General features: G+C 75.0%; 6 protein-coding genes. 2 read left to right on the top strand and 4 right to left on the bottom strand.

Annotation, left to right across the window (positions count from 1 at the left end; genetic code table 11):
- Positions 1 to 1,278, top strand: coding sequence for a sensor histidine kinase (locus ACO0M4_RS02780; protein WP_430367926.1), 1,278 nt, complete (start codon positions 1 to 3; stop codon positions 1,276 to 1,278).
- Positions 1,275 to 1,964 (top strand): response regulator, encoded by a 690-nt coding sequence (locus ACO0M4_RS02775; protein WP_430367925.1) that lies wholly within the window; start codon positions 1,275 to 1,277, stop codon positions 1,962 to 1,964. The genes ACO0M4_RS02780 and ACO0M4_RS02775 overlap by 4 nt, the downstream gene beginning before the upstream one ends.
- A 126-nt stretch (positions 1,965 to 2,090) precedes the next feature.
- Here the strand turns inward: ACO0M4_RS02775 and ACO0M4_RS02770 are convergent, their stop codons facing one another.
- From ACO0M4_RS02770 to ACO0M4_RS02755, 4 genes are read right to left on the bottom strand one after another with little or no spacing between them, the layout of a single operon-like run.
- Positions 2,091 to 4,655 carry a type I polyketide synthase gene (locus tag ACO0M4_RS02770; protein WP_430367923.1) on the bottom strand — a complete coding sequence of 855 codons (2,565 nt, stop codon included), beginning with the start codon at positions 4,653 to 4,655 and terminating at the stop codon, positions 2,091 to 2,093.
- A gap of 10 nt (positions 4,656 to 4,665) precedes the next feature.
- Positions 4,666 to 5,814: an OzmP gene (locus ACO0M4_RS02765; RefSeq protein WP_430367921.1), complete on the bottom strand. Its 1,149-nt coding sequence runs from the start codon at positions 5,812 to 5,814 to the stop codon at positions 4,666 to 4,668.
- A 50-nt stretch (positions 5,815 to 5,864) separates the two neighbouring features.
- A complete protein-coding gene (locus ACO0M4_RS02760) occupies positions 5,865 to 9,518 on the bottom strand; it encodes an amino acid adenylation domain-containing protein (RefSeq protein ID WP_430367919.1) in 3,654 nt (1,217 codons plus the stop codon).
- Positions 9,515 to 24,703: an SDR family NAD(P)-dependent oxidoreductase gene (locus ACO0M4_RS02755; protein WP_430367918.1), complete on the bottom strand. Its 15,189-nt coding sequence runs from the start codon at positions 24,701 to 24,703 to the stop codon at positions 9,515 to 9,517. Before ACO0M4_RS02755 ends, ACO0M4_RS02760 begins: the two co-directional genes overlap by 4 nt.

The raw sequence follows: 24,703 nt of genomic DNA, 5'->3' as shown, positions 1-24,703 counted from the left end.
ATGTTGGATGGAGGGGTGATTGTCAGAGCCCTCGCCGCACCCGGACGGCCGCACCCCCACGACGTGTTGATCGCGGGCGGTGGGCTGGCCACCGGGGTGCTGCTGTGGACGCTGCGCCTGCACGGTGGACCGCCGCTGTTCGGCCTGCCCGCGTCGTTGACGCTGCTCGCGCTCACCGTGATGGCGGCGGCCGAACTCCTGCGCCGGACCGCCCCGATGGCCGCGCTGGTCCTGGCGCTGCCGGCGCTGGCGCTGGACTTCTGCACCGGCACCCTGATCGCCACCGTCCTGATGTTCACCGACGTGGTGTACGCCGCGGTGCTGTACGGGCCGCCGGGCGCCTCCCGTCGGATCCCGCTGTACTCGGAGCTGCTGACGGTGCTGGCCACGGTCGTCACGGCGGCGGTGTGGCGCGTTCCGCAGGTGATGCTGGTCGGTATCGGGCTCGCGTTGATCACCATGGCGCCGGCCAGTACCGGCCTGATCATCCGTAACCACCGGGACGCCGCGCAGTCCGCCCGGCTGCGGGCCGAACAGACCGCGCTGCTGGCCGAGATGGACCGGACCCAGGCGGTGGCCGGGGAACGTGCCCGGATGGCCCGGGAACTGCACGACCTGGTCGCCAACCACCTGTCCGCGATCGCCATCCACGCCACCGCCGCGCAGACCATCGACGACCCGGCCGCGACCCGGGCGGCGCTCGGTGTGATCCGCGAGAACAGCGTCCAGGGGCTGGCCGAGATGCGGCGGCTCATCGGGCTGTTGCGGGACCCGAAGGCCACTGGGGAGGAGCCGGCCGCCACCCCGACCCTGGACGGGGTGGCGGCGCTGGTCGAACAGGCCCGGACGAACGGCGCCGCCAGCGGCCTGGCGTTCGTCCTGGACGACGCGCGGCGGCCGGCCGGGCCGAGCGGCCCGAGCAGCCCACGCGGCCCGGCCGATCCGAGCGGTGGGCGGCCGCCGGCACCGGTGGAGTTGGCCGCGTACCGGATCGTCCAGGAGTCGCTGACCAACGCGCTCAAGCACGCCGCGCCCGGTGAGGTCCGGGTGCGGATCGCCCACGACCCCGGTGGGACGCTCACCGTCGCCGTCCGCAGTCCCTACGCCGACCGGCCGGGCCCCCGCGCGCCCGGTTCCGGGGCCGGGCTGGTCGGTATGCGGGAGCGGATCGCCCTACTGGGCGGGGAGTTCGACGCCGGCCCGACGGACGGGCCGGACGGAACGGTCTGGTGGGTGCGGGCCGCGCTGCCCGGCACCGGAGAGGAAGGACGACGATGACGAGCACCGCGGCGCAGCCGATCCGGGTCCTGGTCGCCGAGGACCAGTCCGCCGTACGGGCCGGGCTGGTCCTCATCCTGGGCTCCGCGCCCGACATCGAGGTGGTCGGGGAGGCGGTGGACGGCGAGGAGGCGGTCCGCCTGGCCGGCGCGCTGCGCCCCGACGTGGTGCTCATGGACGTCCAGATGCCGCGGCTGGACGGGGTCTCGGCTGCCGGCCGGATCACCGCGGAGGGGCTGGCCGACGTCCTGGTGCTGACCACCTTCGACCTGGACGCCTACGTGTTCGGCGCGCTGCGCGCGGGCGCCGCGGGTTTCCTGCTCAAGGACAGCGACGCGGCGACGCTGCTGACCGCGGTGCGCACGGTGGCGGCCGGTGAGGGGCTGATCGCGCCGGCGGTGACCCGACGGCTGATCGCCGAGTTCGCCCGGCCGGGGTCGGCCGGGCGGACGGCGGGTGACCGGCCGGCCCCGGACCCGGCGGTGCTGGAGGCGCTGACGCCGCGGGAGCGGGAGGTGCTGGGGTGCCTGGGCGAGGGGTTGTCGAACGCGGACATCGCGGTGCGGCTGGCGATGGCGGAGGCCACCGTGAAGACCCACGTCAGCCGGCTGCTGGGCAAGCTGGAGCTGCGCAGTCGGCTCCAGGCGGCGGTGTTGGCGCGGGAGTTGGGGGTGGTGGGGACGTAGCGGCCGGGCGCCGGGGGGCGGGCCGGGAGGTGCCTTGGGGGCCGTGGCCGCGGACCGCTCCGGAAAGTCCGGGCGGTCCGCGGCCACAAGCCGGTCAACTGCCGGCCGGTGACCGGACGGGGCCGCTCACGACGTGGCGGTCCGACGGGCGGCGGCCCGCTGGGCGCGCCGCGAGACGCGGCCCTGGCCGCCGGCCGCCGCGCCGGCCGCGGCGTCCTCCGGGTGGATCCCCAGCTCCCCGGCGAGATCGGCCACGAACGCGCGCACCGTGGGGAACTCGACGAAGGCCGAGGTCCGTACCGGGTGGTCGAGTTCGTCGCTGAGCTTGGCGATGACCTCGATCAGGATCAGCGAGTCCAGGCCCATGTCGAAGAGGTTGGTGTCCAGATCCACCGCCTGCGGATCCGGGTTGCCGACCACCGCAGCGATCGCCCCCTGGATGAACTCGGTGATCAGGGCGGTCCGGTCGGCGTCCGTGACCCCCTCGAAGCGGTCCAGCAGCCTGCTGCCCGCGGCCGGGGCCGGGGCGGTCTCCCGGCCGTGCGGCTCGATCCAGTACCGCTTGTGGTCGAAGGGGTACGTGGGCAGCGGCACCCGGCGGGCGGGATCGTGCCGGTGGACCTCCGGCCAGTCGACGTCCTCGCCGGCGGTCCACAGTCGCGCGAGGAGGTCCAGCAGGAACACCCGGCCGGTGGTGGCGTCGCCCGCCGTCGTGCCGTCGGGCAGCAGCGCGAGCGCGGGCCGCCCGTCCGGTACCGCGGACGTGGCGCCGGCGGCCTCCAGGAGCCGGCGGGCGGCCTCGGGGAGCGCCGTGCGGTCCGCGGCGGCGGCCTCCGCGCCGACGCCCCAGTCGGCCAGGGTCCGCCAGGTGGCGTACTGGATGGCGAAGGCGGACAACGGCCCGTCCCCGTTCAGGAGTCCGGCGGCGCCGTCCGGGGCGCCCAGTTCCCCGGCGCACCGGTCGAGGTGCGTGCGGAAGGCCGGGACCTGCTCGTACAGCGCGGCGGCGTGCCCGGCCGGGGCGCCGGCGGGGGCGCCGAGGACCAGGACCGGCCGGTCGGCTCCCGGTGCCCCGGTCAGTACCCGGGCTCCGTCGCCGAGCGCCAGGGTGAGTGCGGCGTCCCGTAGGTCGGTGGCGACCAGGGCGCGCCGGTGGACGTGTCGGCGGCGTCCGGTCGCCAGGGTGTGGGCCACCGCCGCCAGGTCGAGGTCCCGGTGCTGCCTCAGGTACCGGGCGAGGTTGGCGGTCGCGGTGTTCAGCGCCGTGGTGGTGCGGGCCGAGAGGACCAGGAGGCGGGGCGCGGTGGCGGCGGGTCCCGGGGTGCCGGCCGCCGGGGGTTCGGGGGCCTCCTCGACGATCACGTGGGCGTTGGTGCCGCCGATGCCGAACGAGCTGATCCCGGCGCGGCGCGGGGTCGGCCCGGCCGGCCACTCGCGGGTCTCGGCGCCGACGTGGAACGGTCCCGCCGCGAAGTCGATCTCCGGGTTGGGCGACTCGAAGTTGAGGCTGGGCACCAGGGTGCGGTGGCGCAGCATCAGCACCGTCTTGATCAGACCGGCCATGCCCGCGGCGGTGTCGAGGTGGCCGACGTTGGTCTTGACCGAGCCGATCACGCAGGACTCACGGTCGAGCGGGTCGCCGTCGCGGCCGAACGCCTGGTTCAGCGCGGCGATTTCGATCGGGTCGCCGAGCGGGGTGGCGGTGCCGTGCGCCTCCACGTAGGAGATGGTCCGCGGCGGGCAGTCGGCGATCTCCTGGGCTTCGGCGACGACGGCGGCCTGGCCGTCCACGCTGGGGGCGGTGTAGCCGGTCTTGGCCGCCCCGTCGTTGTTCACCGCGGTGCCCTTGATCACGGCGTGGACGGTGTCGCCGTCGGCCAGCGCGTCGGTGAGTCGTTTGAGGACGACGACGCCGACGCCGTTGCCGATCACCGTGCCCTGGGCCTTGGCGTCGAAGGCCCGGCAGTGGCCGTCGGGCGAGAAGATCATGCCGTCCTGGTGGAGGTAGCCCTCCTGCTGCTCGGCCTGGACGTGGGCCGCGCCGGCCAGGGCCATGGTGCAGTCGCCGGAGAGCAGCGCGAGGCATGCCTGGTGCACGGCCACCAGCGAGGTAGAGCAGGCAGTGTTGACGCTGATGCTCGGGCCGCGCAGGTTCAGCTTGTACGAGGTCCGGGTGGCGGCGAAGTCCTTGTCATTGGTGATCATCATCCGGTAGCGGTCCACGGACGACGCGGTCCGGTAGCGCTCGGCGAGGTTGTGCAGCAGATAGGTGTTCATCCCGACGCCGGCGTAGACGCCGATCGGGTGGTCGGTGCGCTCGGGGTCGTAGCCCGCCTGCTCCAGGGCCTGGAGGGCGCATTCCAGGAACTGCCGCTGCTGCGGGTCGATGAGTTCCGCCTCGTCCCGGGTGACGCCGAACAGTCCGGCGTCGAACCGGTCGGCGTGCGGCAGGACCTGGCCGGCCCGTACGTAACGGGGGTCGTCGAGCGTCCGGTCGCTCACACCGGCCGCGCGCAGTTGTTCCTCGGTGAAGTGGGTCAGGGTCTCCCGGCCCTCCTTCAGCACGTCCCAGAACGCGTCCGGGCTGTCCGCGCCGGGGAACCGGCATGCGAGGCCGATGATCGCGATGTCCGCGTCCCGGGCCTCGGGGTGCTGACGGTCCTGGTCCGCCTGTATTGCCTGCTCGTTCATTCTCTCTCCCTCAACCGACCTTGATCCCGAGGTCCGCGGCGACCTTCCGCATGTCCAGGAAGGTCTCCGCGACGAACCGTGCGCCGTCCTCGGTGGCGTCCATCTGCCGGAAGAGCTCCACCAGGATCTCCCGGTGCTCCTCGCGGTCGCCGGTGCCGGCGGCGATCTCCATGACGACCCGCCCCAGCCGGTCCTCGACCTCGGGCAGGTCCAGGGAGCGGGGGAACTTGATGCTGAAGGTGGACCGGTCGTAGTCCTTGCTGCGGCGCACCGAGCGGACGTAGCTCGAGGCGTTGAGCTTGTAGAACATGCAGCCCCAGTTGCTGAACGAGTAGTAGTTCAGCAGCGGGAACAGGGTGCAGTGGGTCTCCAGGGGAGAGGACTGGTACAGGCCCTTCTCCTTGAGTTCGGCCACCATCCGGTCCGGGTCGTAGTCGTGCCGCATGGCGATGAACGGGAAGACGATCTTGGGGAGTTCGTCGTCCTCGGCGAAGAGGACGTCCTCGATCTCGCCGTTGAACAGTTCGCCGACGAGTTCGGGTCCGAAGGTGCGGTAGAAGTCCCGCACGACCTCCCGGACGTTCGACTCCATCGTGAGGATCTGTTGGGGGTCGGCGCACAGGGCGATGTACGGGATGCGTTCCCGGAAGGCGTGCAGGATCGCCCTGATGACGAAGAACGTCCGGCAGGAGACGCACGGCAGCTTTTCGTCGAGGTACTTCCCCGGCTGCTGGGGGCGCGGCCGGTTGAAGACGTCCCGCATCATCTTCTTGATGTTGTCGTCGTCCGAGTCGAGGACGAACGTGGCCGGCAGCTTCTCCTGTGCGAGCCGGATGTTCTGGGCGGTGTGCGTGCTCTCGAAGGGCACGTCGAAGGTGTAGGCGAGGGTCCGCTTGCCGTATTCGTTGACGAACTTGTCCAGCATGTAGGTGCTGTCCTTGCCGCCGCTGTACATGAAGAGGCAGTCGAAGTCGCCGCGCGGGTTGGGCGGCGCCTGCTGGAACTCGGCGAACACCTCGTTGGTGTACTTGTAGTTCTCCAGCAGGTCGCCCGCGACGTCGAGGTTGCACAGATTGCACACCTGATCGTCGTCGAGGACCACTCCGGGGTGCCCGGCCTTGAGCGCGCAGATCCGGCAGCGCACATCGGTGGTTTGCATGAGCTCTCCTTGGAAGGGGTTCGGCTGTCCGTCGCGGTGCGGGGCCGGTGTCAGGTGCTGGTCCGGCGGCGGCGGGCCCCGAGCAGGGCGCGGTCCCGGCCCGCCGGGCGGACGGGCCCCGGCGGGGGCGCCGCCGCCCGGTCGCCGGCGAGGTGCCGGGCCATCGCCCGGATCGTCGGATGGCGGAACATGTCCAGGCGGCTCAGCGCCGGGTTCAGCTCCGCCCGGAGTCGCGCCACCACCCGGGTCAGCCGGAGCGAATCGCCGCCGGCGTCGAAGAAGTTGACGTCGACGCCGACCGTCGGGGCACCGAGCGCCGCCTGCCAGATCCCGGCGATCCGCTGTTCCAGTGGGCCTTCCGGCGCCGTCCCGCCGCTCTGCGCGGCGAGGACCGCGGCCCCGGGCGCGGGCAGTGCCCGGCGGTCGAGCTTGCCGTTCGGGGTGAGCGGGAGTTCTTGCAGGGGGACGACGACGGCGGGCGCCATGTAGGCGGGCAGCCGTGCCTGCACGTGGTCGCGCAGGGCGGCGAGGGTGGGGGCCGGGGTGCCGGCGGCGACGAGGTAGGCCACCAGGCGGCTGTCGCCGTTGTCGTCGTCGTGCACGATGACCGCTGCCTGGGCGACGGCGGGGTGGTCCCGCAGTACGGTCTCCACCTCGCCGAGTTCGATCCGGAAGCCGTGCACCTTCACCTGGCTGTCGACCCTGCGCAGGTAGGCCAGGCGGCCGTCGGGGAGTTGCCGCACCAGGTCGCCGGTGCGGTAGACGCGGCCGGGGGCGAAGGGGTCGTCGAGGAACTTCTGCGCGGTGAGGTCGGGCCGCTCGTGGTACCCGTCGGCCACCCCGTCGCCGCCGATGTACAGCTCTCCGGGAGTGCCGGGGGGAACCGGCCGGAGCCGCTCGTCGAGCACATACATCCGTGTGTTGGCCAGGGGGCGCCCAATCGTGACCGGTGCGCCGGCCACCACCCGGTCGAGGGAGGACCAGATGGTGGTCTCGGTCGGCCCGTACATGTTCCAGACCCGGCGGGCGCGCCGGACGAGGCCGTCGGCGAGGTCGCCGGGGAGCGCCTCGCCCCCGCACAGGACGGTCAGTGCGTCGCTGCCCTGCCAGCCCGCGCCGATCAGCATGCGCCAGGTGACCGGGGTGGCCTGCATGACGGTCGGCCGGCACTCCTCGACCAGTGCGCGCAGCGCGAAGCCGTCGGCGGCGGTCGCGGCCGGGGCCACCTGGACCTGGCCGCCCGTCACCAGCGGCAGGAAGAGCTCCAGGCCGGCGATGTCGAAGCAGGCGGTGGTGACGGCGAGCAGGGTGTCGGTGCGGTCGAAGCCGGGCTCGCGGGCCATGGAGCACAGGAAGTTGGTCAGGGCGCGGTGGCCGACCCGCACCCCCTTGGGGCGGCCGGTGGATCCGGAGGTGTAGATGACGTACGCCGGGTCCTTCGCGGACGCCCGGTCCTGGAAGTCCTCGGCGGTGTCCGCGGGCGGTTCGTCGGCCGCGTCGAGCTCGACGACCCGGGAGGGGCAGTCGGCCGGCAGGGCGGAGGAGAGCGCGGACTCGGTGAGCACCAGGAGGGCGCCGGAGTCGGTCAGCATGTTCCGGATCCGCTCGGCCGGATAGACCGGGTCCAACGGCACGTACGCCGCCCCGGTCTTGAGCACCGCCAGCAGGCCGGTGAGCAGGTCCGTGGAGCGGTGCAGGAACACTCCGACGAGGGTGCCGGGGTCGGCGCCGAGGCGGGCGAGGCGGTGGGCGAGCCGGTCCGAGCGGCGGTCGAGCTCGCCGTAGGTGAGGACGGTGTCGCCGAACCGGGCGGCGGGCGCGTCCGGTTGGCGGCGGCTCCACTCCGCGAAGAGCTGGTGGACGCAGCGGTCGCCGGGGTAGTCGGCCACCGTGTCGTTCCAGGTGTCGAGCACCCGGCGGCTCTCGTCCTCGGTCAGCAGGGGGAGCAACCCGGCGTCCTCGGCGGGCTGTTCGACGGTGAGGCGGAGGAAGTGGCCGAAGCGGTCGGCGAGGCGGCGCGCGGCGTCGGACCGGGCGGGGTCGGCCGGTTCGAAGGCGAGGTGCCGGGGCCGCTCACCGGGCGGGCCGAGTCGGACCGTGAGGGCGGGGCCGGCCGGCCGGCGGGCGGGGCCGGGGCGGCCGGTCAGGTCCACGGTGACGGGCAGCGCGGCACCGGACGGGGCCGCGGGGCCGCGGAGTCGGGGGGCGCGCAACTGCACCCCGCGCAGCGGTGCGCCCCGCCGCCGTACCTCGGCGAGCTGTGCGGCGACCGCGTCGGTGAACGCGGCCACGCTCTGCCCGACGGGTATCGCGGGGGTGCGGAAGGGCACGTCGGCCCGCAGCGGGCTCGGGCCCGCGCCGGCGTCCGGGCCGGCGGGCAGGCGCAGCCCGATGTCGAAGCCGCCGGTGCCGCCCCCGGCCATCCGGCCGAGGAACAGCAGCAGCGCGGCGAGCAGCCGGGCCCCGCCCTCCGTCCCGTCGGGAGCGAGGGCGTCGTCGAGCAGCACGTACGGCGCCGCCGTGCCGGTGCCGGAGGCCGTGCCGGTGCCGGTCGCCGTGCCGGTGCCGGTCGCCGTGCCGGTGCCGGTCGCCGTGCCGGTGCCGGTCGCCGTGCCGGTGCCGGTCGCCGTGCCGTCGGCGGTCTCCCCACCCGGCTGCCCGCCCGTCTCCCCGCCCGGTTCCCCGTCCGCCCAGGGCACGTCGAGGGGCGCCGGTTCGGTGAGGCGCCGCAGCCAGTGGGTCTCGTGTCGGCGGGCCGCGCCGACGGTGGACGTCCAGCGCTCCAGCGCGGCACCGTCGAGCTGGGTGAACCGGTCGCCGGGGCGGAGCGGCTCCGCCTCTCCGGCCACCGGTCCGTCCAGGTCGACGAGTTCGGTCAACCGCACGTCGAGGTCCGCGGTCGCGACGACGACGGCGGTGTCCTCGACGGCCAGTACGGTGCCCGGCGGGCTCGTCGAGGGGCGTGCGGTGACCTCCGTGCCCCGGACGGCGAACAGTCGCTCGCCCAGGGCGAGGAGGGCCAGGCCGAACGCGTTGTGGTGCGGTCCGAGAGTGGTGGCCCGGACCAGCGCGTCGAGTTCCGCGGCCGGTCGCTGCCAGGAGAACAGGCCCTCGCGGGGCGGGCCGTCGTGGCGGCCGTGGTAGGTGCGCCGGCTCAGGTCCTGGGCGGTGCGCACCTCGGTGCCGGCGGCCAGCTCGTCGACCAGTTCGCCGAAGGAGTCGGCGGCGGCCTCGTAGCAGGCGAGGTTGAGGGTGTGGGCGGTGTCGTCCGGCTTGACCGGGACGGTCCGCTGCTTGAGCAGGTCGCCGGTGTCCGCCTCCCGTTCCATCACGTGCCAGGTCACGCCGTGCTCGGTCGCGCCCTCCAGGACGGCCCAGCTGGTGGCGTGGAGACCGGCGTGCCGGGGCAGCAGCGCGTCGTGGAAGTTGACGGGCATGCGCTCGGGCAGCGCCAGGACCTCGTCGGGCAGCATCCTCAGGTTGGTGATGCTGAAGAGGTAGGCGAAGCGCAGGGGGCGCAGCCGTTCCAGCAGGTCCCGGCCGGGGGCGAGGACGGTCAGGTCGTGCTCGGCCGCCCAGCGGCGCAGCCCCGGGTCGGCGGCGACCACGGCGACCACCTGGTGGCCGCGGGTGAGCAGGTGTTCGCCGCATTCGGCGAGGAGCGGTTCCTCCCCGATCAGGACGGCGCTGAAGGGTGTGGTCATCGCTGCTCCTCCTGTTCCTGGAGAACGGTGCTCAGTTGGTGGAGCAGGCGGTCCACCTCCGCGTCGGAGAGGCCGCCGACGATCTGTGCGAGCCCGTTGTCCGGCGTGCCGGGGGCCGTTGTCGCGGGCGCGGGCGGCGGGTCGGCCGCCGCGCCGGTCCCGGCAGCGGGTCCGGTCGGGCCCGTCCCCAGGGTCGCGAGGTGGCGGGCCAGCCGCTCGATGGTGATGTGCTCGAACAGCAGGGTCGTCGGGAGCGGGCCGAAGTCCGGTTCCAGCTCCTTGGTGAGGGTCAGGGCGACGAGGGAGTCGACGCCGTAGTTCTCGAAGGTGGACGTGGGGTCGAGGAGGTCCTCGGACATCTCCAGGACGCGGGCGAAGACCGCCCGCACCCGGAGTTCCGCGGCGCGGACCGGGTCCGGCGCGGCCGGATCGCCGGGGGCCGGTGCGGGGGCGGCGGCCGGGGGCTGCGCGGGCCGGGCCGTGGGTTCCGGCCCGGCGGCGGGGGCGGGCCCGACGGCCGGTACGGGTACCAGGCCGTCGCTCTCGGCGACCAGCACGCGCTGGTAGGTGGCGCCCCCGGCGCCGCCCGGTCGGGGGCGGGCGGTGACGCTGCGGAAGCCGTTCTGGGCGAGGACGTCGCGCCAGGCGGTCAGTCCGAGCAGCGGGGACCGCGGCAGCCGATACTCCGCGTCCTCGAAGAGCCACCAGCCGGTGGCCAGTCCGAAGATCAGTGACATCTGGTCCCGGAGTTCGACGCCCTCGTTGACCACCAACAGGCCGTTGGTCCGCAGCAGTTGCTTGGTGTGCGCCAGGGTGCGGTCGATCCGGCTGGTCGCGTGGAACACGTTGGTGCCCAGCACCAGGTCGTAGCCGCCGGCCTCGAAGCCCTGCGCGGCCGGGTCCCGTTCGATGTCCAGCACGCGGAACGCGGCGAACGGGTGGTCGGCGCCGAAGCGCCGGCGGCCGTGCCGGACGAACCCGTCGGAGACGTCGGTGTAGACGTACTCGACGTGCGCGCCGTGGCCCGCGTCGGCGAGGCGCCGCAGCACCCCTTCGCTGGTTCCACCGGTGCCCGCGCCCACCTCCAGCACCCGGATGCGGTCGCCGGGCTGCCTGCGCAGGCGCTCCGCCACGTACCGCAGCACGGTGCCGGCTACCTGGTCGTTGCACCGGCCGGCGGCCGGGTCCCCGGCGTAGACCGCCTCGACCAGGTCGAACGAGCCGCCGGGGAAGAGCACCTCCAGGTGGCTGCGGGCCCCGGTCAGGACGGCGGGCAGCGCGTCGAGGCAGCGCCGCAGCAGGGTGACCACCGGGCCGGTCGAGGGGTGGCGCCCGGTCAGGTGGTCGGCCGCCGCCTCGGGCCGGTCCAGGCAGCCGCGCAGGTCCGCGTCGTCGAGCCGGTCCGTGGCGACCAGTTGGTCGCCCTCGGCGCGGAGGTAACCGCCGCGCAGCAGGACGTCGACGAGCAGGTCGAGCAGCCGCTCCTGGCCGGCGGCGACGCCGAGGCGGGAGCACAGCCCGGCGCGGGTGTGCCGCTCGCCGGGCCGGTGCAGCACGCCCCTCGTGCGCAGGGCGCCGACCAACAGGCTCCGGGCGAGCCGCTCGGTCTCCGCGGAGGCTTCGGCGGAGGCGTCCGGGCCGTCCGGCACGTGCTGCTGGGCGCCGGTCTCGTCCGGGCCCGCCGGGTCGACGGCGGGGGCGGCGGGGGCCGGCGTCGGGCCCGGCTGCGGCCGCAGCACGGTGTCCGGGTCGACGCCGAGACCGGCGAGGATGCCGGGCTCCGCCTTGACCACCAGCAGCTGCGACAGGGCGCCGGACAGCACCCGTTCGACGGCGGCCAGGCCCTCGTCGGCGCCGATCGGTCGGATGCCCGCGGCGGCGAAGCGGCGCAGGACCCGCTCCCGGTGGGCGTCGCCCGCGGCGTGCCAGTAGCCCCAGTTGATGATGCGGACGGGGTACGGCACGGTCTGCGCCGCGGCCAGTGCCCAGGCGTCGGCGATGTGGCAGCCCGCCGCGTATCCGGCCTGGCCGTGGTTGCCCTCCAGGGTGACCGCGGAGGAGTAGAGCAGCGCGAAGTCCAGCGGCTCGCCGCGGAGCGCGTGGAACATGCTCCGGACGGTGTCCGCCTTGGCCGTGAGGGCGCTGCGCAGCTGCGCCTCGTCGAGGTCCCGGATCGGCCGGTCCACCAGCACCATCGCGGAGTGGATCACGCCGTGCAGGGCGCCGAACCGGGCCTTGGCCTCGTCGACCACCTGCCGCAGCGCCACCGCGTCGGCGGCGTCGCACGGCGTGTACAGCACCTCGCCGCCCAACTGCTCCAGCTCCGCCAGGAAGGCGCTGCGCTCCGCGTCCAGCGGGCCGCGCCCGACCAGGACGAGCCGGGCCCGGTAGGTGCGGGCCAGGTACCGGGCGGTGTCCCGGCCGAGCACCCCGAGACCGCCGAGGACGAGGTACACGCCGCGGTCGCGGAAGCGCGGCGGCGCGGCGGGCAGTTCCACCCTTTCGAGCCGGCGCTCCCGGCGGACATGGCCGCGCAGGGACACCGGCCGGGCCTTGGCCCGGGCCGGCTCCTCGACCAACGCGCGGACGCCGTCGGCGAGTTCGGTACCGCGCACGTCCAGACAGGCGGTGTTCAGCTGCGGGAACTCCTTGGTCGCGACCTCGCAGTAGCCGATCAGTCCGGCGGCCGGCGGGTGCACCCGGTCCGTCTCGCCGAGCGGGAGGCCGTCGGCGGTGAGCACCTTGAGTCGGAGCGGGCGATCGAGCAGGCCGGCCCGGTCCAGGCCCCGCACCAGACGGTGGAGCGAGACCACACCGCGGTCCTGCGCCTGACTCAACTCCTCAGCGCTGTCTGGCAGTTGGCCCGGTGTGTCGACCCCGAGGAAGTACACCAGGTCGGTCCGCGGGGCGCGGGCCAGGGCGTCGGCCACCTCCTGCTCGCCGAGGCCGCCGGCGCCGAGCGTCAGCCGTACGTGCTCCGCGCCCGGGTGGGCGCGCTCCAGGGCGTCCGCGAGGGGCGCGGCCTGCTCCGCGGCGACGGTGAGGACCGTCCGGGGGGCGGGGGCGTCCTCAACGGTGCCGGTTCGGGGAGCGACCGCCCAGCGCGGCCGGTAGTCAATACCGGCCGTCGCCTTCGACGGGCGCAGTACGAGGCCCAGGATCCGCACGCAGACCCGGCCGGTGTCGTCCGCGACGGTCACGTCGAACCGGTGCGAGCCCAGGGCGCGGATGCAGGACCAGCCGTCGCCGGGCACCGGGGCGTGCCGTTCGATCCGGTCCGCGGCGAACGGCAGCAGCGCCCGGCCGCCCGCGTCCGCCGCATCGCCGAGCAGCAGGGCCAGCGGGTGCAGCGCCGCGTCGAGGGCGCCCGGGTCGAGCGGGTCGGGGCGGGTGGTGGTGCGGTGCTGCGGTTCGGGGGCGCGCAGTCGGGCGAGGACGGTCCGCTCGCCGGTCCAGACCTGCTCCACCCGCCGGAAGTACGGGCCGTAGTGCAGGCCGCGCCGCCGGAGCCCGGCGTAGAGCTCCTCGTGGCCGACCCGGTGCGGGCAGTCCGCCCGGATCAGGTCGAGCGCCAGCGGTGCGGGGTGGTCCGGTGCGGTGTCGAGCACCTGGCCGACCGAGTGGACGGGGTCGCCTCCCGGGGCGGCGGAGATCCGGTAGTCGTGCGCGGTCCCGTCGCCTTCCGGGGTGGGCCGGCCGGGCCCGAACGTCAGGGTGAGCGCGGTGCCGCGTTCCGGCACCAGGACCGGGGAGAGCCAGCGGACGTCCCGGAAGACCCGCGCCGCGCCGTCGCCCAGGGCTCCGGCGACCAGGCCGAGATGGCCGACGCCGGGCAGCACCCGCGTGCCGTGGACGACGTGGTCGCGGACGACCGGATCGGCCGGGGTGAGGGTGTGGGACGCCTCGTGCGGGGCGTCCGGACGGGACCCCACGGGCCGGGGGCCGGCCGGGGCGGCGGGCTGTCCGCCGCGGGTGGTCGGCAGCCAGTGCCGGGCGCGTTCGAACGGGTAGCTGGGCAGGGGCACGGTGCGGTGCGGGTGCGGTGCCGCCGCGTCGACCGCCGTCCAGTCGGAGAAGGCGCCGGACACCCAGAGCCGGGCGAGCCGGGTGCGGTCGCCGCCGGCGGCCAGTGTCTGGAGGAAGTCGGGGCCCGCTCCCCCGGTGAACACGTCCGCGAGCGCGGCGTGCTGTTCGGCGTTGCCGAGGACCGCCCAGGTGCCCGGGGCCCCGTCGGCGCACGCCGCGAACTTCTCGGCGGCGTCGGTGAGGTCGGACGCCAGGAAGGCCAGCCGTTCGGGCAGGGCTTCCCGGCCGGCCCGCAGGGTGTGCGCGGCCTCGGCGAGGGCGGGTCGTTCGCGGCGGAGGAAGGCGGCCAGCTCCGCGGCGTAGGCCCGCAGTCGTTCGGGGCTGCGGGCGGAGAGCACCATCAGCTCGGGGCCGTCGGAGGCGGCGGTGGGGCGGTCCGCCGGGGCCCGGTACTCCTCCAGGATCACGTGCGCGTTGGTGCCGCCCGCGCCGAACGAGCTGACGCTCGCCCGCCGCGGCTGCTCCACCGGCCCCCGGTCGGTTTCGACGACCGGCCGGGGCCAGGGGGCGAGGGTGCGCTGCACCCGGAACGGGGAACGGGCGAAGTCGATGTGGGGGTTGAGTTCCTCGGAGTGCAGCGAGGGGACCAACTCGCCGTGTGCGAGCTGGAGTACGGCCTTGGTCACCCCGGCGATGCCGGCGGCGCCCTCCAGGTGGCCGATGTTGGACTTCACCGAGCCGAGCACATGGCCGCCCGCGGGCTGCGGGGACCGGGCGAAGGCCAGCGCCAGCGCGGTGTGCTCGATCGGGTCGCCCAGGGCGGTCCCGGTGCCGTGCGCCTCGACGTAGCCGATGGTGCGCGGGTCGATGCCGGCCCGGTCCAGGGCCTCTTCGATGAGCGCCTGCTGGGCCTGTGGGTTGGGCACGGTGTAGCCGCCGGTGCGGCCGCCGTGGTTCACCGCGGTCGCCTTGATCACGGCGTGGATGTGGTCGCCGTCGGCGACCGCCTCCGAGAGCCGCTTGAGCAGTACCGCGCCCACGCCCTCGCCCGGCACGTAGCCGTCGCCGCCGGCGCCGAAGGACCGGCACCGCCCGTCGGTGGCGAGCATCCGCATCCGGCTGAGGTGGGCGTACTTCAGCGGATGCGCGGAGACGTTGACGCCGCCGGCGAGTGCGTAGCGGCACTCGCCCCGGCGCACGCTCTCGCATGCCTGGTGCAGGGCGACCAGCGAGGCCGAGCACGCGGTGTCCACCACCACGCTCGGTCCGCGGAAGTCACCGGCGTAGGAGACCTGGTTGGCGATCGCGGAGCGGTTGGCGAGCACCGTGTGGTGGTTGCCGTGGGCCGATTCCTCGGCGGCGAGCTGGGCGTAGTCGCCCCACATCACGCCGGCGAACACGCCGACGTCGCGGCCCTGGCCGCCGTAGCGGGGCCGCGGCAGGCGGGACGGCGGGTAGCCGGCGTTCTCCAGTGCCGACCAGGCGGCCTCCAGGAACAGGCGTTCCTGGGGGTCCATCAGTTTGGCTTGGGACGGTGGAATCCGGAAGAACAGCGAGTCGAAGGCGTCCACGTCGGACAGGAAGCCGCCCCACTTGCCGTAGCTGGTGCCCGGGGTCGCGGGGTCGCCGTCGAAGTGGGCGTCGGCGTCCCAGCGGTCGCGGGGCACCTCGGTGACCGCGTCCCGGCCCTGGCGCAGGTTCTCCCAGAACTCCGTCAGGTCGCGGGCCTGCGGGTAGCGTCCGCTGATGCCGATGATGGCGATGTCGTCGTCGGCCGGCGCCGGTCCCTGCGTGGGCACGGCCGGGGCCGGGTTCGGGGTCGGGCGCTCCTCGGCTGCCGCGCGGTCGGCCCGCGCCGCCTCCTCCCGCGGTGCGGCGGGGAACAACGTCCTTACGGCATCGGCGTGTTCGCGCAGCAGGTACTGCGCGAGGTCGTGCACCGTCCGGTACTCGAACAGCAGGGTCGCGCGGGCACCGGGGAAGTCCCGGTCGAGATGCGCGTTGGTCTCCATGACCAGGACAGAGTCGAGGCCGTAGGCGTCCAACGGGGTGTCCGGGTCGATTCGCTCCGCCGCCAGGCCGAGCACCTCGGACAGCAGTCCCCGCACATGCTCGCCGACCTGCGCGAGCAGGGCCGCGGCGGTCGGGTCGGCGCCGGTGGCGGGGGCCGTGCCGGCCGCGGGCGGCGGCCCGCCGGCCGGGGTGCCGGCGCCCGCGCCGCCAGTGCGCGGTGTCAGGGCCGCGTCGACGGCCGCGAGGTCACCGAGCGCCGGGACCAGCCGGACCAGTCCGGTCCGCCCGGCGAGCTCCAGGGCCCGCAGCCCTTCCGCGGCGCTGAACTCCCGCATACCGGTGCGCCGCCGGTATCCGGCGCGCTCCTCCTCGCCCATCAGGGCGTCCACGCCGCCGATCCGCCACAGGGGCCAGGCGGGCGCCAGGGTCCGGCCGGTGGCCTGCCCGGCACGGACCCGCGCGTCGCGCTGTGCCGCGTAGGAGTCCAGGAAGCGGTTGGCCGCGGCGTAGGCGCAGGTGCCGAAGTCGCCGACGACGGAGGCGATGGAGGAGAACACCACGAACAGGTCGAGCGGCTGATCGGCGGTGAGCGCGTCCAGCAGCCGGACGCCGTGGGCCTTGGTCGCCAGGAGTTCGGTGAAGCGGGCACGGTCTGCTTCGAGCACGGTGGCCGTGTCGGCGGCCCCGGCGAGGTGGAAGACGCCGTCGAGGTGCCCGAAGCGCTCGGTGGCGCGCGTCACCGCGGACCGCATGCCCTCGGGGTCAGCGGTGTCGGCGGCCACGAGCAGCACCTCGGCGCCCAGCGCGACGAGTTCGTCGGCGGCCGCCCGCGCCGCGGGCCGGTCCGCCGAGCGGCTGACCAGCACCAGTCGGGCCTGGTGGACCGACGCGAGGTGGCGTACCAGCTCCAGGCCGATGCCGCCGGTGCCGCCGGTGACGAGGTAGCTGCCGTGCCGCTTGAGCGGCAGGGCGTCCCCGGCCGGCGGGACGGACGCGTCCACCCTGCGCAGGACGCGGACCTGGCGACCTTGCGCGCCGTACCGCACCTCCGTACCGGCCGGCCGCCCGTCCTGCGCGAGTTCGGCGGTCAGCAGGCCCGGCAGTGCGGGCCCGTCGGCCAGGCCGTCCGCGCAGGTCACGGTGAACAGCTCGCACCCCGGCAGCACCCCGGTGAGGGACCGCGCGAACCCTGCCGCGGCCTCCTGGTCGGGGCGCGGTCCGGACGCGTCCTCCGCCAGTACGTAGGCGCAGCGCACGCGTCCGGCGGGGCGGACGGTGTCCACCGCCCGGACGAGGGCGCGCAGGGCGTGCAGTCCGCGCGCGAAGGCCGCGTCGAGGGCCGCGCCCGCCTGCTCGGTGGCGCCGCCGGTCCCGTAGTCGACCGGCTCGGTGGTCAGGCCCCACAGGTGGACGACGTCCAGCGAACGGACGCCCTCCTGCCCCAGGTCCGTCAGCAGCCGGGCGAAGTCGGCGGAGCGGGTGGGGTCGACGGTGTACTGGTCGGGGCCGGTGCGGGCGAAGTCCGTCGCCGCCCGGACGTCGATGACGCGGCGTCCGCCGCCCTGTGCGGCCAGGGCCCGGGTGGTGTTGCCGCCGTCCCCCAGGACGAGAACGGCGTCGGCGTCGCCGTCGGCGCGGGTGGCCGACGGGAGGTCCTGGTCCTGCCACACCTGCTGGTAGAAGAACGGGTCGTCGGCGGTGGCGGGGCGGGCGGTTCCGGTCGGGTCGGCGGGGAGCCGGTCCGCGGGGAGCCGGTCCGCGCCGGCTCCGAGGTGCCGGCCGCCGAAGTTCTCGATGCGGACCCGTTCGGTCCCGGACGCGTCGAGGATGCGGACGTCGAACTGCCGCAGCCCGGAGGCCGGGTCCGCGTCGCCGACGGGGACGGCGTGCGCGTAGCAGATGCGGGGCAGTGGTTCCCGCGGAGCCCGGACCTCCAGCGCGCCGAGGCTGAACGGCACGGCGAGCGGCCGGTCCTCCGCCGGTCGCGGCAGGTCCGCCCAGTGGCAGGCGCGGAGTGCGCCGTCGAGCAGCGCCGGCGGCAGCAGTTCCGCCGGGGCGGCGTCCGTCTCGGGCAGGGCGAGGCGGACCAGTGCGCCGCCGGGCCCGAAGTGGACGTCCTCGATGACGTCGAAGGAGGTTCCGTAGGCGAACCGTGCGGCCCGGTAGGTGTCTTGCACGGCGGCGCCGTCCCGGTGCTGCGGGCAGGCCGCGCGCAGTGCGTCGAGGTCGGCGGGCGCGGACCGCTCGGCGGGGGGCGGTGCGCCGACCGTGCCGCGTACGTGGACGGTGCGCTCCGCGCCGTTCGGGGTCCAGACGGTGAAGGCCAGTTCCCGGTCCGTGGCGTCGCTCCGGCCGGCCGGGCGGGCGAGGGTGACGAAGACGTCGCGCGTCCGGTCCTCGATCACCACCGGCCGGCCCCACAGCACGTCCCGCAGGGAGTGTGCGTCGGCGAGTCCGGCCAGTTCGGCCGCGGCCCGGGCCATCTCCAGGCAGGCGGCGCCGGCCAGCAGCGGCCGGCCGTCGATGAGGTGGTCGCGCACCAGGGGTTCGTCGGCGTGGAAGGTCCGGCGGAAGCGGACCTCGTCGAGGGTGGACTCGTTGGCGTCGAGGAGCGGGTGCGGGCGGGCGGGCGCCGCGGCGGGCCCGTGCTGGCTCCGGTCGGCGGCGGGGACCCAGTAGCGCTCGCGGGCGAACGGGTAGTGCGGGGCGGGGATGCGGCGCGGCGGCGCGCCGTCACCGGGGCGCAGCGCGTCCCAGTCGGCGGTGCCGTCGTGCGTCCACCGGGCGGCGAGCGCGGCGGCCGGATCGTCCTGGTGCTGCGGTGCGGGGTCGGTGGCGCCGCCCCGCAGCAGTGCCGGGTCCGGGGTGCCGGCGCGGTGGGCGCGCAGCGCGCGGACGAGCGTGGCGCCGTCCTCGGCGACCACCGCCAGGCGCTCCTCCCACACCTCGCGGCCGTGCTGGAGGGTGTGGGCGAGGTCCTCGGCGCGGACGTGGGCGCGCTCGGTGAAGTCGGCGAGGTGGTCGGCGTAGGCGTCCAGCCGCTCGGTGTCCCGCGCGGAGAGCGGGAAGACCAGCGGCCGTGCGAAGCGCTGGCCGGCCACGGGGGCGTCGGTGCGGGCGGGGCCGTCCCGGTACTCCTCCAGGACCAGGTGGGCGTTGGAGCCGCCCGCGCCGAAGGAGCTGAGCCCGGCCCGGCGGGGCGACGGGCCGGCTGCCGCGTCCGGCTCGGGCCAGTCGGCGGCCGCGCGCTGCACCCGGAACGGCGCGCGCCCGAAGTCGATGTTCGGGTTGAGCTCCTCGGAGTGCAGCGAGGGGACGAGTTGCCGGTGCCGGAACTGCAGCAGCACCTTGGTCAGCCCGGCGATGCCGGCCGCGGACTCCAGGTGGCCGATGTTGGACTTCACCGAGCCGATGGGCCACCGGTGCCCGTCCGGGGTCGCGGTGCCGAAGACCTTGGCGAGTCCGGCGATTTCGATCGGGTCGCCCAGGGAGGTGCCGGTGCCGTGTGCTTCGACGTAGCCGATGTCCGACGGTTCGAGTCCCGCCCCGTGCAGTGCCCGGCGTACCGCGTCGGCCTGCGCGTGCGGGTTGGGCACGGTGTAGCCGTTGGTGCGGCCGCCGTGGTTGACGGCGTGGCCGCGGATCACTCCGTAGATGTGGTCGCCGTCCCGCACCGCCGCGGCCAGTGGCTTGAGCAGCACCGCCCCGACGCCCTCGCCGGGGACGTAGCCGCTGCCGCCGGCGCCGAAGGCCCGGCACCGACCGTCGGCGGAGACGAACCTGCCCTGGCTGAGGAAGACGTACTTGTACGGGTGCAGGGAGAGGTTCACCCCGCCCGCGATGGCCACCTCGCTCTCCGCCCTGCGCAGACTCTCGCAGGCCAGGTGGATCGCGGTCAGGGACGACGAGCACATGGTGTCCAGGGCGATGCTCGGCCCGGTCAGGCCCAGGGTGTAGGAGACGCGGTTGGCGATCGAGGCGAACGAGGAGCCGGTGACCCTGATGCCGCCGCGCTCGGCGTCGGCCGCGCCGTAGAGCTGGTACTCGCCGTACATCACGCCGACGAAGACGCCCACGCTGTGCTCGGACAGGGCGTCCCGGCGGTATCCGGCGTCCTCCAGGACGTGCCATGAGGTTTGCAGGAACAGGCGCTCCTGCGGGTCCATCAGCTCCGCCTCGCGGGGGGAGATGCCGAAGAACAGCGGGTCGAAGCGGTCGATGTCGCGCAGGAAGCCGCCCCACTTGGAGGAGGCGCGGCCGCGGGCGGACGGGTCCGGGTCGAAGTAGCGCGCGTGGTCCCAGCGGTCGGCGGGGATCTCGGTGATGCAGTCGCGGCCGTCGGCGAGGTTCTGCCAGAACGCGTCCAGGTCGTCGGCCATGGGGTAGCGGCCGGTGAGCCCGATGACGGCGACGGCGTCGTCGTACGGCGCGTCCGGAGCGGGGGCCGGGGCTGCGGGAGCGGTGCGGGCGGCGACGGGCGCGGCTTCCTCCCGGGCGGTGCCGGCACCGGCACCGTCAACGATGCCGGCGACCTCCGCGGTCTCCGCCTCCGCTGCCGCACCGTCCGACCCGTCTGCTCCGTCCGACCCGGCGGGGCCGGCCAGTTCGCGCAGGCGGGCAGCGTGTTCCGCGACGAAGTACCCCGCCAGTTCCTCCAGGGTGGCGTACTCGAAGAACAGGGTCTTGGGCAGCGCGTCGAAGTGCCGGTCGAGTTCGGCGTTGAGCGCGGTGATGACGAGCGAGTCGATGCCGTAGCGGTCGAAGGGCACCCGCAGGTCGAGCTCCGCCGGGTCGAGTTTGGTCGTCTCGGCGAGCAGCTCGCGCAGGAAGGTCCCCACCCACGCGGTGAGGTCCGCCTCGGACAGCTCCGTCCGGGCCGTCCCCGGGGCCGCGGACGGCCGTGCCACGGTCCGCACGGGGGTCGGCGCGAGCGCCGCCGCGACCCGGTCCGGGTCCCCGTATCCGACCAGGACCGCACCGCCGTCCTGGCGCAGTGCCGCGTCGAACGCCGCCAGGCCGTCGGCCGTCGGCATCGGAACCAGGCCGAGGCGGTGGCGCAGCGCCCGGGCGGCGTCCTCGTCCTGGCGCATACCGCCGTCCCGCCAGAGCGGCCAGGCGAGGGAGACGGTGCGGCCGGGGCGGCGGCCGTCCGCCACCTGGGCGCGGCGGCGCTCGGCGAACGCGTCGAGGAAGGCGTTGGCGTAGGCGTAGTCGCTCTGCCCCGGGTTGCCGAAGACACCGGCGATGGAGGAGAAGCAGACGAAGAAGTCCAACGGGTCCCCGGCGGTGAGCCGGTCGAGGTGGACCGTGCCGTGCACCTTGGGGCGCACGACCTCGGTGAACTCCTCCCAGCTCTTGCGGAGCAGGAACCCGTCGTGCAGCGTGCCGGCCGCGTGCAGCACACCGCGCAGCGGGCCGTGGTCGGCCCGGACGGCCGTGAGCAGTTCGTCCAGGCTCTCCTCGTCGGCCACGTCCGCGCGCCGGAAGACGACCTCGCACCCGGTCGCCCGGAGGTCGGCGATCCGCCGCTCGGCCTCCGGGCCCGGCTCGGTCCGGCCGGTCAGCACCAGGGTCGCGGTGACCTGGTGCGCGAGGTGTTCGGCCAGGGTCAGGCCGAGCCGGCCCGCGCCGCCGGTGAGCAGGTAGACCCCGCCGTCCCTGAGCGCCGCCGGGCCGTCCGCGGCTGCCGGGACGGCGTCGAGCCGCCGGTGGCGGCGTACCTGCCGGATGCCGTCGGCGTACCGCGTCTCGGTCTCCCCGTCCTCCAGGAGCGTCAGCTCCGCGACGAGCGTGCGCAGTACGGGGGCGTCGGCGTCCAGGCCGACCAGGCGGTGGAGCAGGCGCGGGTTCTCCAGCGTGACGCTGCGGGCCAGGCCGGTGAGGGCGGCGGCCGCGGGGCTCGCGCCGTCCGCGTCGGTGCGGTGGGCGACCAGCACGGTGGTGCGGTCGGCGCCGCGGCGCTCCAGGAGCGCCTTGGTGAGGGCGAAGACGCTGGGCAGTCCGTGGTCGAGCAGGGCGGGGGTGAGCGGCTGGGTGGCGTCGGTGGCGGCGTCGTCGCACCAGGTGTGCAGCACGGTGGTGGGGGTCCGGCCGCTCTCCGCCAGGTGGTCGAGGATCGCGGCGAAGTCGGCCTGGCTGGCCGGGTCCACGGTGTAGTGGTCGCCGTCCACCGCGGTGAACTCCGCACCGGGGGTCACCAGGACCACGTCGGGTTCGCCGTCACCGGCGGCACGCAGTTCCTCGGTCAGCGCGGAGCGTCGGGCCGGGTCGTGGGCGAGCAGCAGCCGCGGGCCGGCCGGGACCGGGGCGGTCGGGGCCGAGGCGGTGGGGTCCGAGGCGGTGGGGTCCACCGCGCGGTGCCCGGCGGGCTCCCATGCGCTGCCGAACAGGGCGCTCTCGGGCTTCCGTCGGTCGTCCCGCACGGTGCGCACGGACAGGTCGCGGAGCCGGGCCAGCAGCCGCCCCTCCGGGTCGAGGACGTCGACCTGCGCCTTGGTCTGCTTCTCACCCGAGCCGGCTGCGAGCAGCGTGACATGCGCGAGGCAGTGCCGGGGCAGCGGCGCGAACACCTCCAACCCGCCCAGGGCCAACGGCAGGTAGGTGGTGCCCTCGTCCTCGCCGGCGGCGAGCAGGCCGACCACGGCGTGCAGGGCGCCGTCGAGCAGCGAGGGGTGCAGGACGAAGCCGGCGGCGTCGCCGGGCGCGGTCCCGTCCGCCGACCCGGCCGTCCCGAACCCTTCGGCCGTTTCCTCCAGTTGGGCAAGTTCGGGCAGCTCGGGAAGTTCGAGGACGCCCAGTGCCTGCGCGTCGCCGCGGTGCAGTACGCGCAGGGCGCGCATGGCCGGGCCGTAGTCGAGGCCGCGGTCCCGCAGCAGGGCGTAGAGCTCGGGCGCGGCGAGCCGGTCCGGGCAGCGCTCGGTGAGGGCGGCCGGGTCGACGGGGGCGGGCGGGGCGGCCGGGGGCCGGACGGTGAGTTCGCCGCGGGCGAAGACCTCGGGTTCGCCGTCCGTGCCGCCCGGCCCGTCGGCGATCGCGAACCGCGCGCCGTCGCCGTGCGGGAGGAGCCGGATGTGCACCGTCCGCGGTCCCCCGGCGAAGGACAGCGGCCGCTCGAAGGCGACCCGGTGCAGGGACGGCCCGCCCGACCCGGCCGTGGGCAGGGCGAGCGCCCCGGCGGCGCGGGCCATCTCCAGGTAGCCGACGGCGGGCATGATGGCCTCGCCTCCGACCCGGTGCCCGGCGAGGTAGAACTCGCGGCCGGTCAGGGCGGTGGCGTAGCGGTGCTCGGCGAGGGTGGAGACGTTGGCGCCGATCAGCGGGTGCAGGCGCGCCGGCGCGCGGTCCGCGGCGTCCGGCGCGTCCGGGTCCTCGGGGTCGAGCCAGACCCGCCGGCCCTCGAACGGGTAGGTGGGCAGGGGGATGCGGCGGCGGCGCTCGTCGGCGTAGAGGGTCGCCCAGTCCACCTCCGCCCCGTCGAGCCAGGCGGTGCGCACGGCTTCGAGGAGTTCCCGCCCGGACGGCTCGCCGTCGGGGGTGAAGGTCCGCTGGCCGCCGCGGAGGTCGCCGTCGCCGGTGACGCAGCCGGGCTCGGACCGCTCCCGCAGGAGCCGTACCGCCTCGGCGCGGTCGGCAGCGAGGACCGCCCGCCGGTACCGGTGGGCCTGCCGGCCCACGGCGAGGGTGTAGGCGGCGTCGGCGAGGTCCGTGTCGGGGTGCTGGTCGAGGTGGTCGGCGAGGGCGTCGGTGAGGGTTTCCAGTGCCGTGCCGGTCTTGGCGGACAGCACCAGCACGTGCGCGTCGTGCCCGGAGGGGCCGGACGGCTCCTGCCGCGGGGCCTCCTGGAGGACGGCGTGCGCGTTGGTGCCACCGATGCCGAACGAGCTCACGCCGGCCCGCAGTGGCCCGTCCGCGGTCCAGGGCGTGGTCTCGGTGCTGACGTAGAACGGTGTCGCGGGGAAGTCGATGGCCGGGTTGGGCCGCTCGTAGTTGAGCGTCGGCACCAGGGCCCGGTGGCGCAGCATCAGCGCGGTCTTGATCACGCCGGCCACGCCGGCGGCGGCGTCGAGGTGGCCGACGTTGGACTTGAGCGATCCGATCGCGCAGAAGCCGGTGTCCTGCGTGCCGCGGCGGAACGCGTCGGTGAGCGCGGAGACCTCCACCGGATCGCCGAGCCGGGTGGCGGTGCCGTGCGCCTCGACGTACGTCACGCTCCGCGGCTCGGTGCCGGAGACGGCGTGCGCCTCGGCGATGACGGCGGCCTGGCCCTCCTTGCCGGGGGCGGCGTAACTCACCTTCAGGGAGCCGTCGTTGTTGGTCGCGGTGCCCTTGATGACGGCGTGGATGGTGTCGCCGTCGTTGACGGCGTCCTCCAGGAGCTTGAGGACCACGATCCCGACGCCGTTGCCGAGCACGGTGCCGCTGGCGTCCGCGTCGAAGGTGCGCACCCGGCCGTCGGCGGAGAGGATCGCGCCTTCCTCGTACAGGTAGCCGCGGGTCTGCGGCAGCTTGACCGTCACGCCGCCGGCCAGCGCCATGTCGCACTCGCCGTTGACCAGCCCCTGGCAGGCGAGGTGGATCGCCACCAGGGAGGTCGAGCAGGCCGTCTGGACGCTGTAGCTCGGGCCGCGCAGGTCCAGCTTGTAACTGACCCGCGTGGCCAGGAAGTCCTTGTCGTTGCCGACCATCACCTTGAAGTGGTCGGAGGTGGCGGTCTGGTCGATGCGGGGCAGCACGTTCTGCTGGAGGTAGGTGTTGATCGCCGCGCCGCCGTAGACGCTGATCAGGCCGTCGTAGCGGCGCGGGTCGTACCCGGCGTCCTCCAGTGCCGTGTGGCAGCTCTGGAGGAACAGCCGCTGTTGCGGGTCGATGACCTCCGCCTCCGCGGGGGTCAGCTCGAAGAACCCGGTGTCGAAGAGGTCGACGTCCGGCAGGATGCCGTGCGCCGGCACGTACGCCGGGTCGGCGCGCAGCGCCGCCGGTATGCCGGCCCCGGCGAGCTCCTCGTCGCTGAACCGCGCGATGCCCTCGCGTCCGGCCCGCAGCAGCTCCCAGAATTCCCCCACGCTGTCGGCGCCCGGGAAGCGCCCCGCCATGCCCACGATGGCGATGTCGGTCCCGGACACTTCAGTGCCGTCCTGCGAACTCAC

Origin of the sequence: Streptomyces sp. RGM 3693, assembly GCF_050471125.1 — a bacterium.
GTDB lineage: Bacteria > Actinomycetota > Actinomycetes > Streptomycetales > Streptomycetaceae > Streptomyces.
This window is presented reverse-complemented; position numbering and strand designations above follow the sequence as displayed.

What these genes read in the sequence shown, in the direction of transcription:
- ACO0M4_RS02770 (WP_430367923.1), bottom strand. Translation starts at nt 4,655, where the DNA reads ATGAACGAGCAGGCAATACAGGCGGACCAGGACCGTCAGCACCCCGAG.
- ACO0M4_RS02780 (WP_430367926.1), top strand. Translation starts at nt 1, where the DNA reads ATGTTGGATGGAGGGGTGATTGTCAGAGCCCTCGCCGCACCCGGACGG.
- ACO0M4_RS02760 (WP_430367919.1), bottom strand. Translation starts at nt 9,518, where the DNA reads ATGACCACACCCTTCAGCGCCGTCCTGATCGGGGAGGAACCGCTCCTC.
- ACO0M4_RS02775 (WP_430367925.1), top strand. Translation starts at nt 1,275, where the DNA reads ATGACGAGCACCGCGGCGCAGCCGATCCGGGTCCTGGTCGCCGAGGAC.
- ACO0M4_RS02765 (WP_430367921.1), bottom strand. Translation starts at nt 5,814, where the DNA reads ATGCAAACCACCGATGTGCGCTGCCGGATCTGCGCGCTCAAGGCCGGG.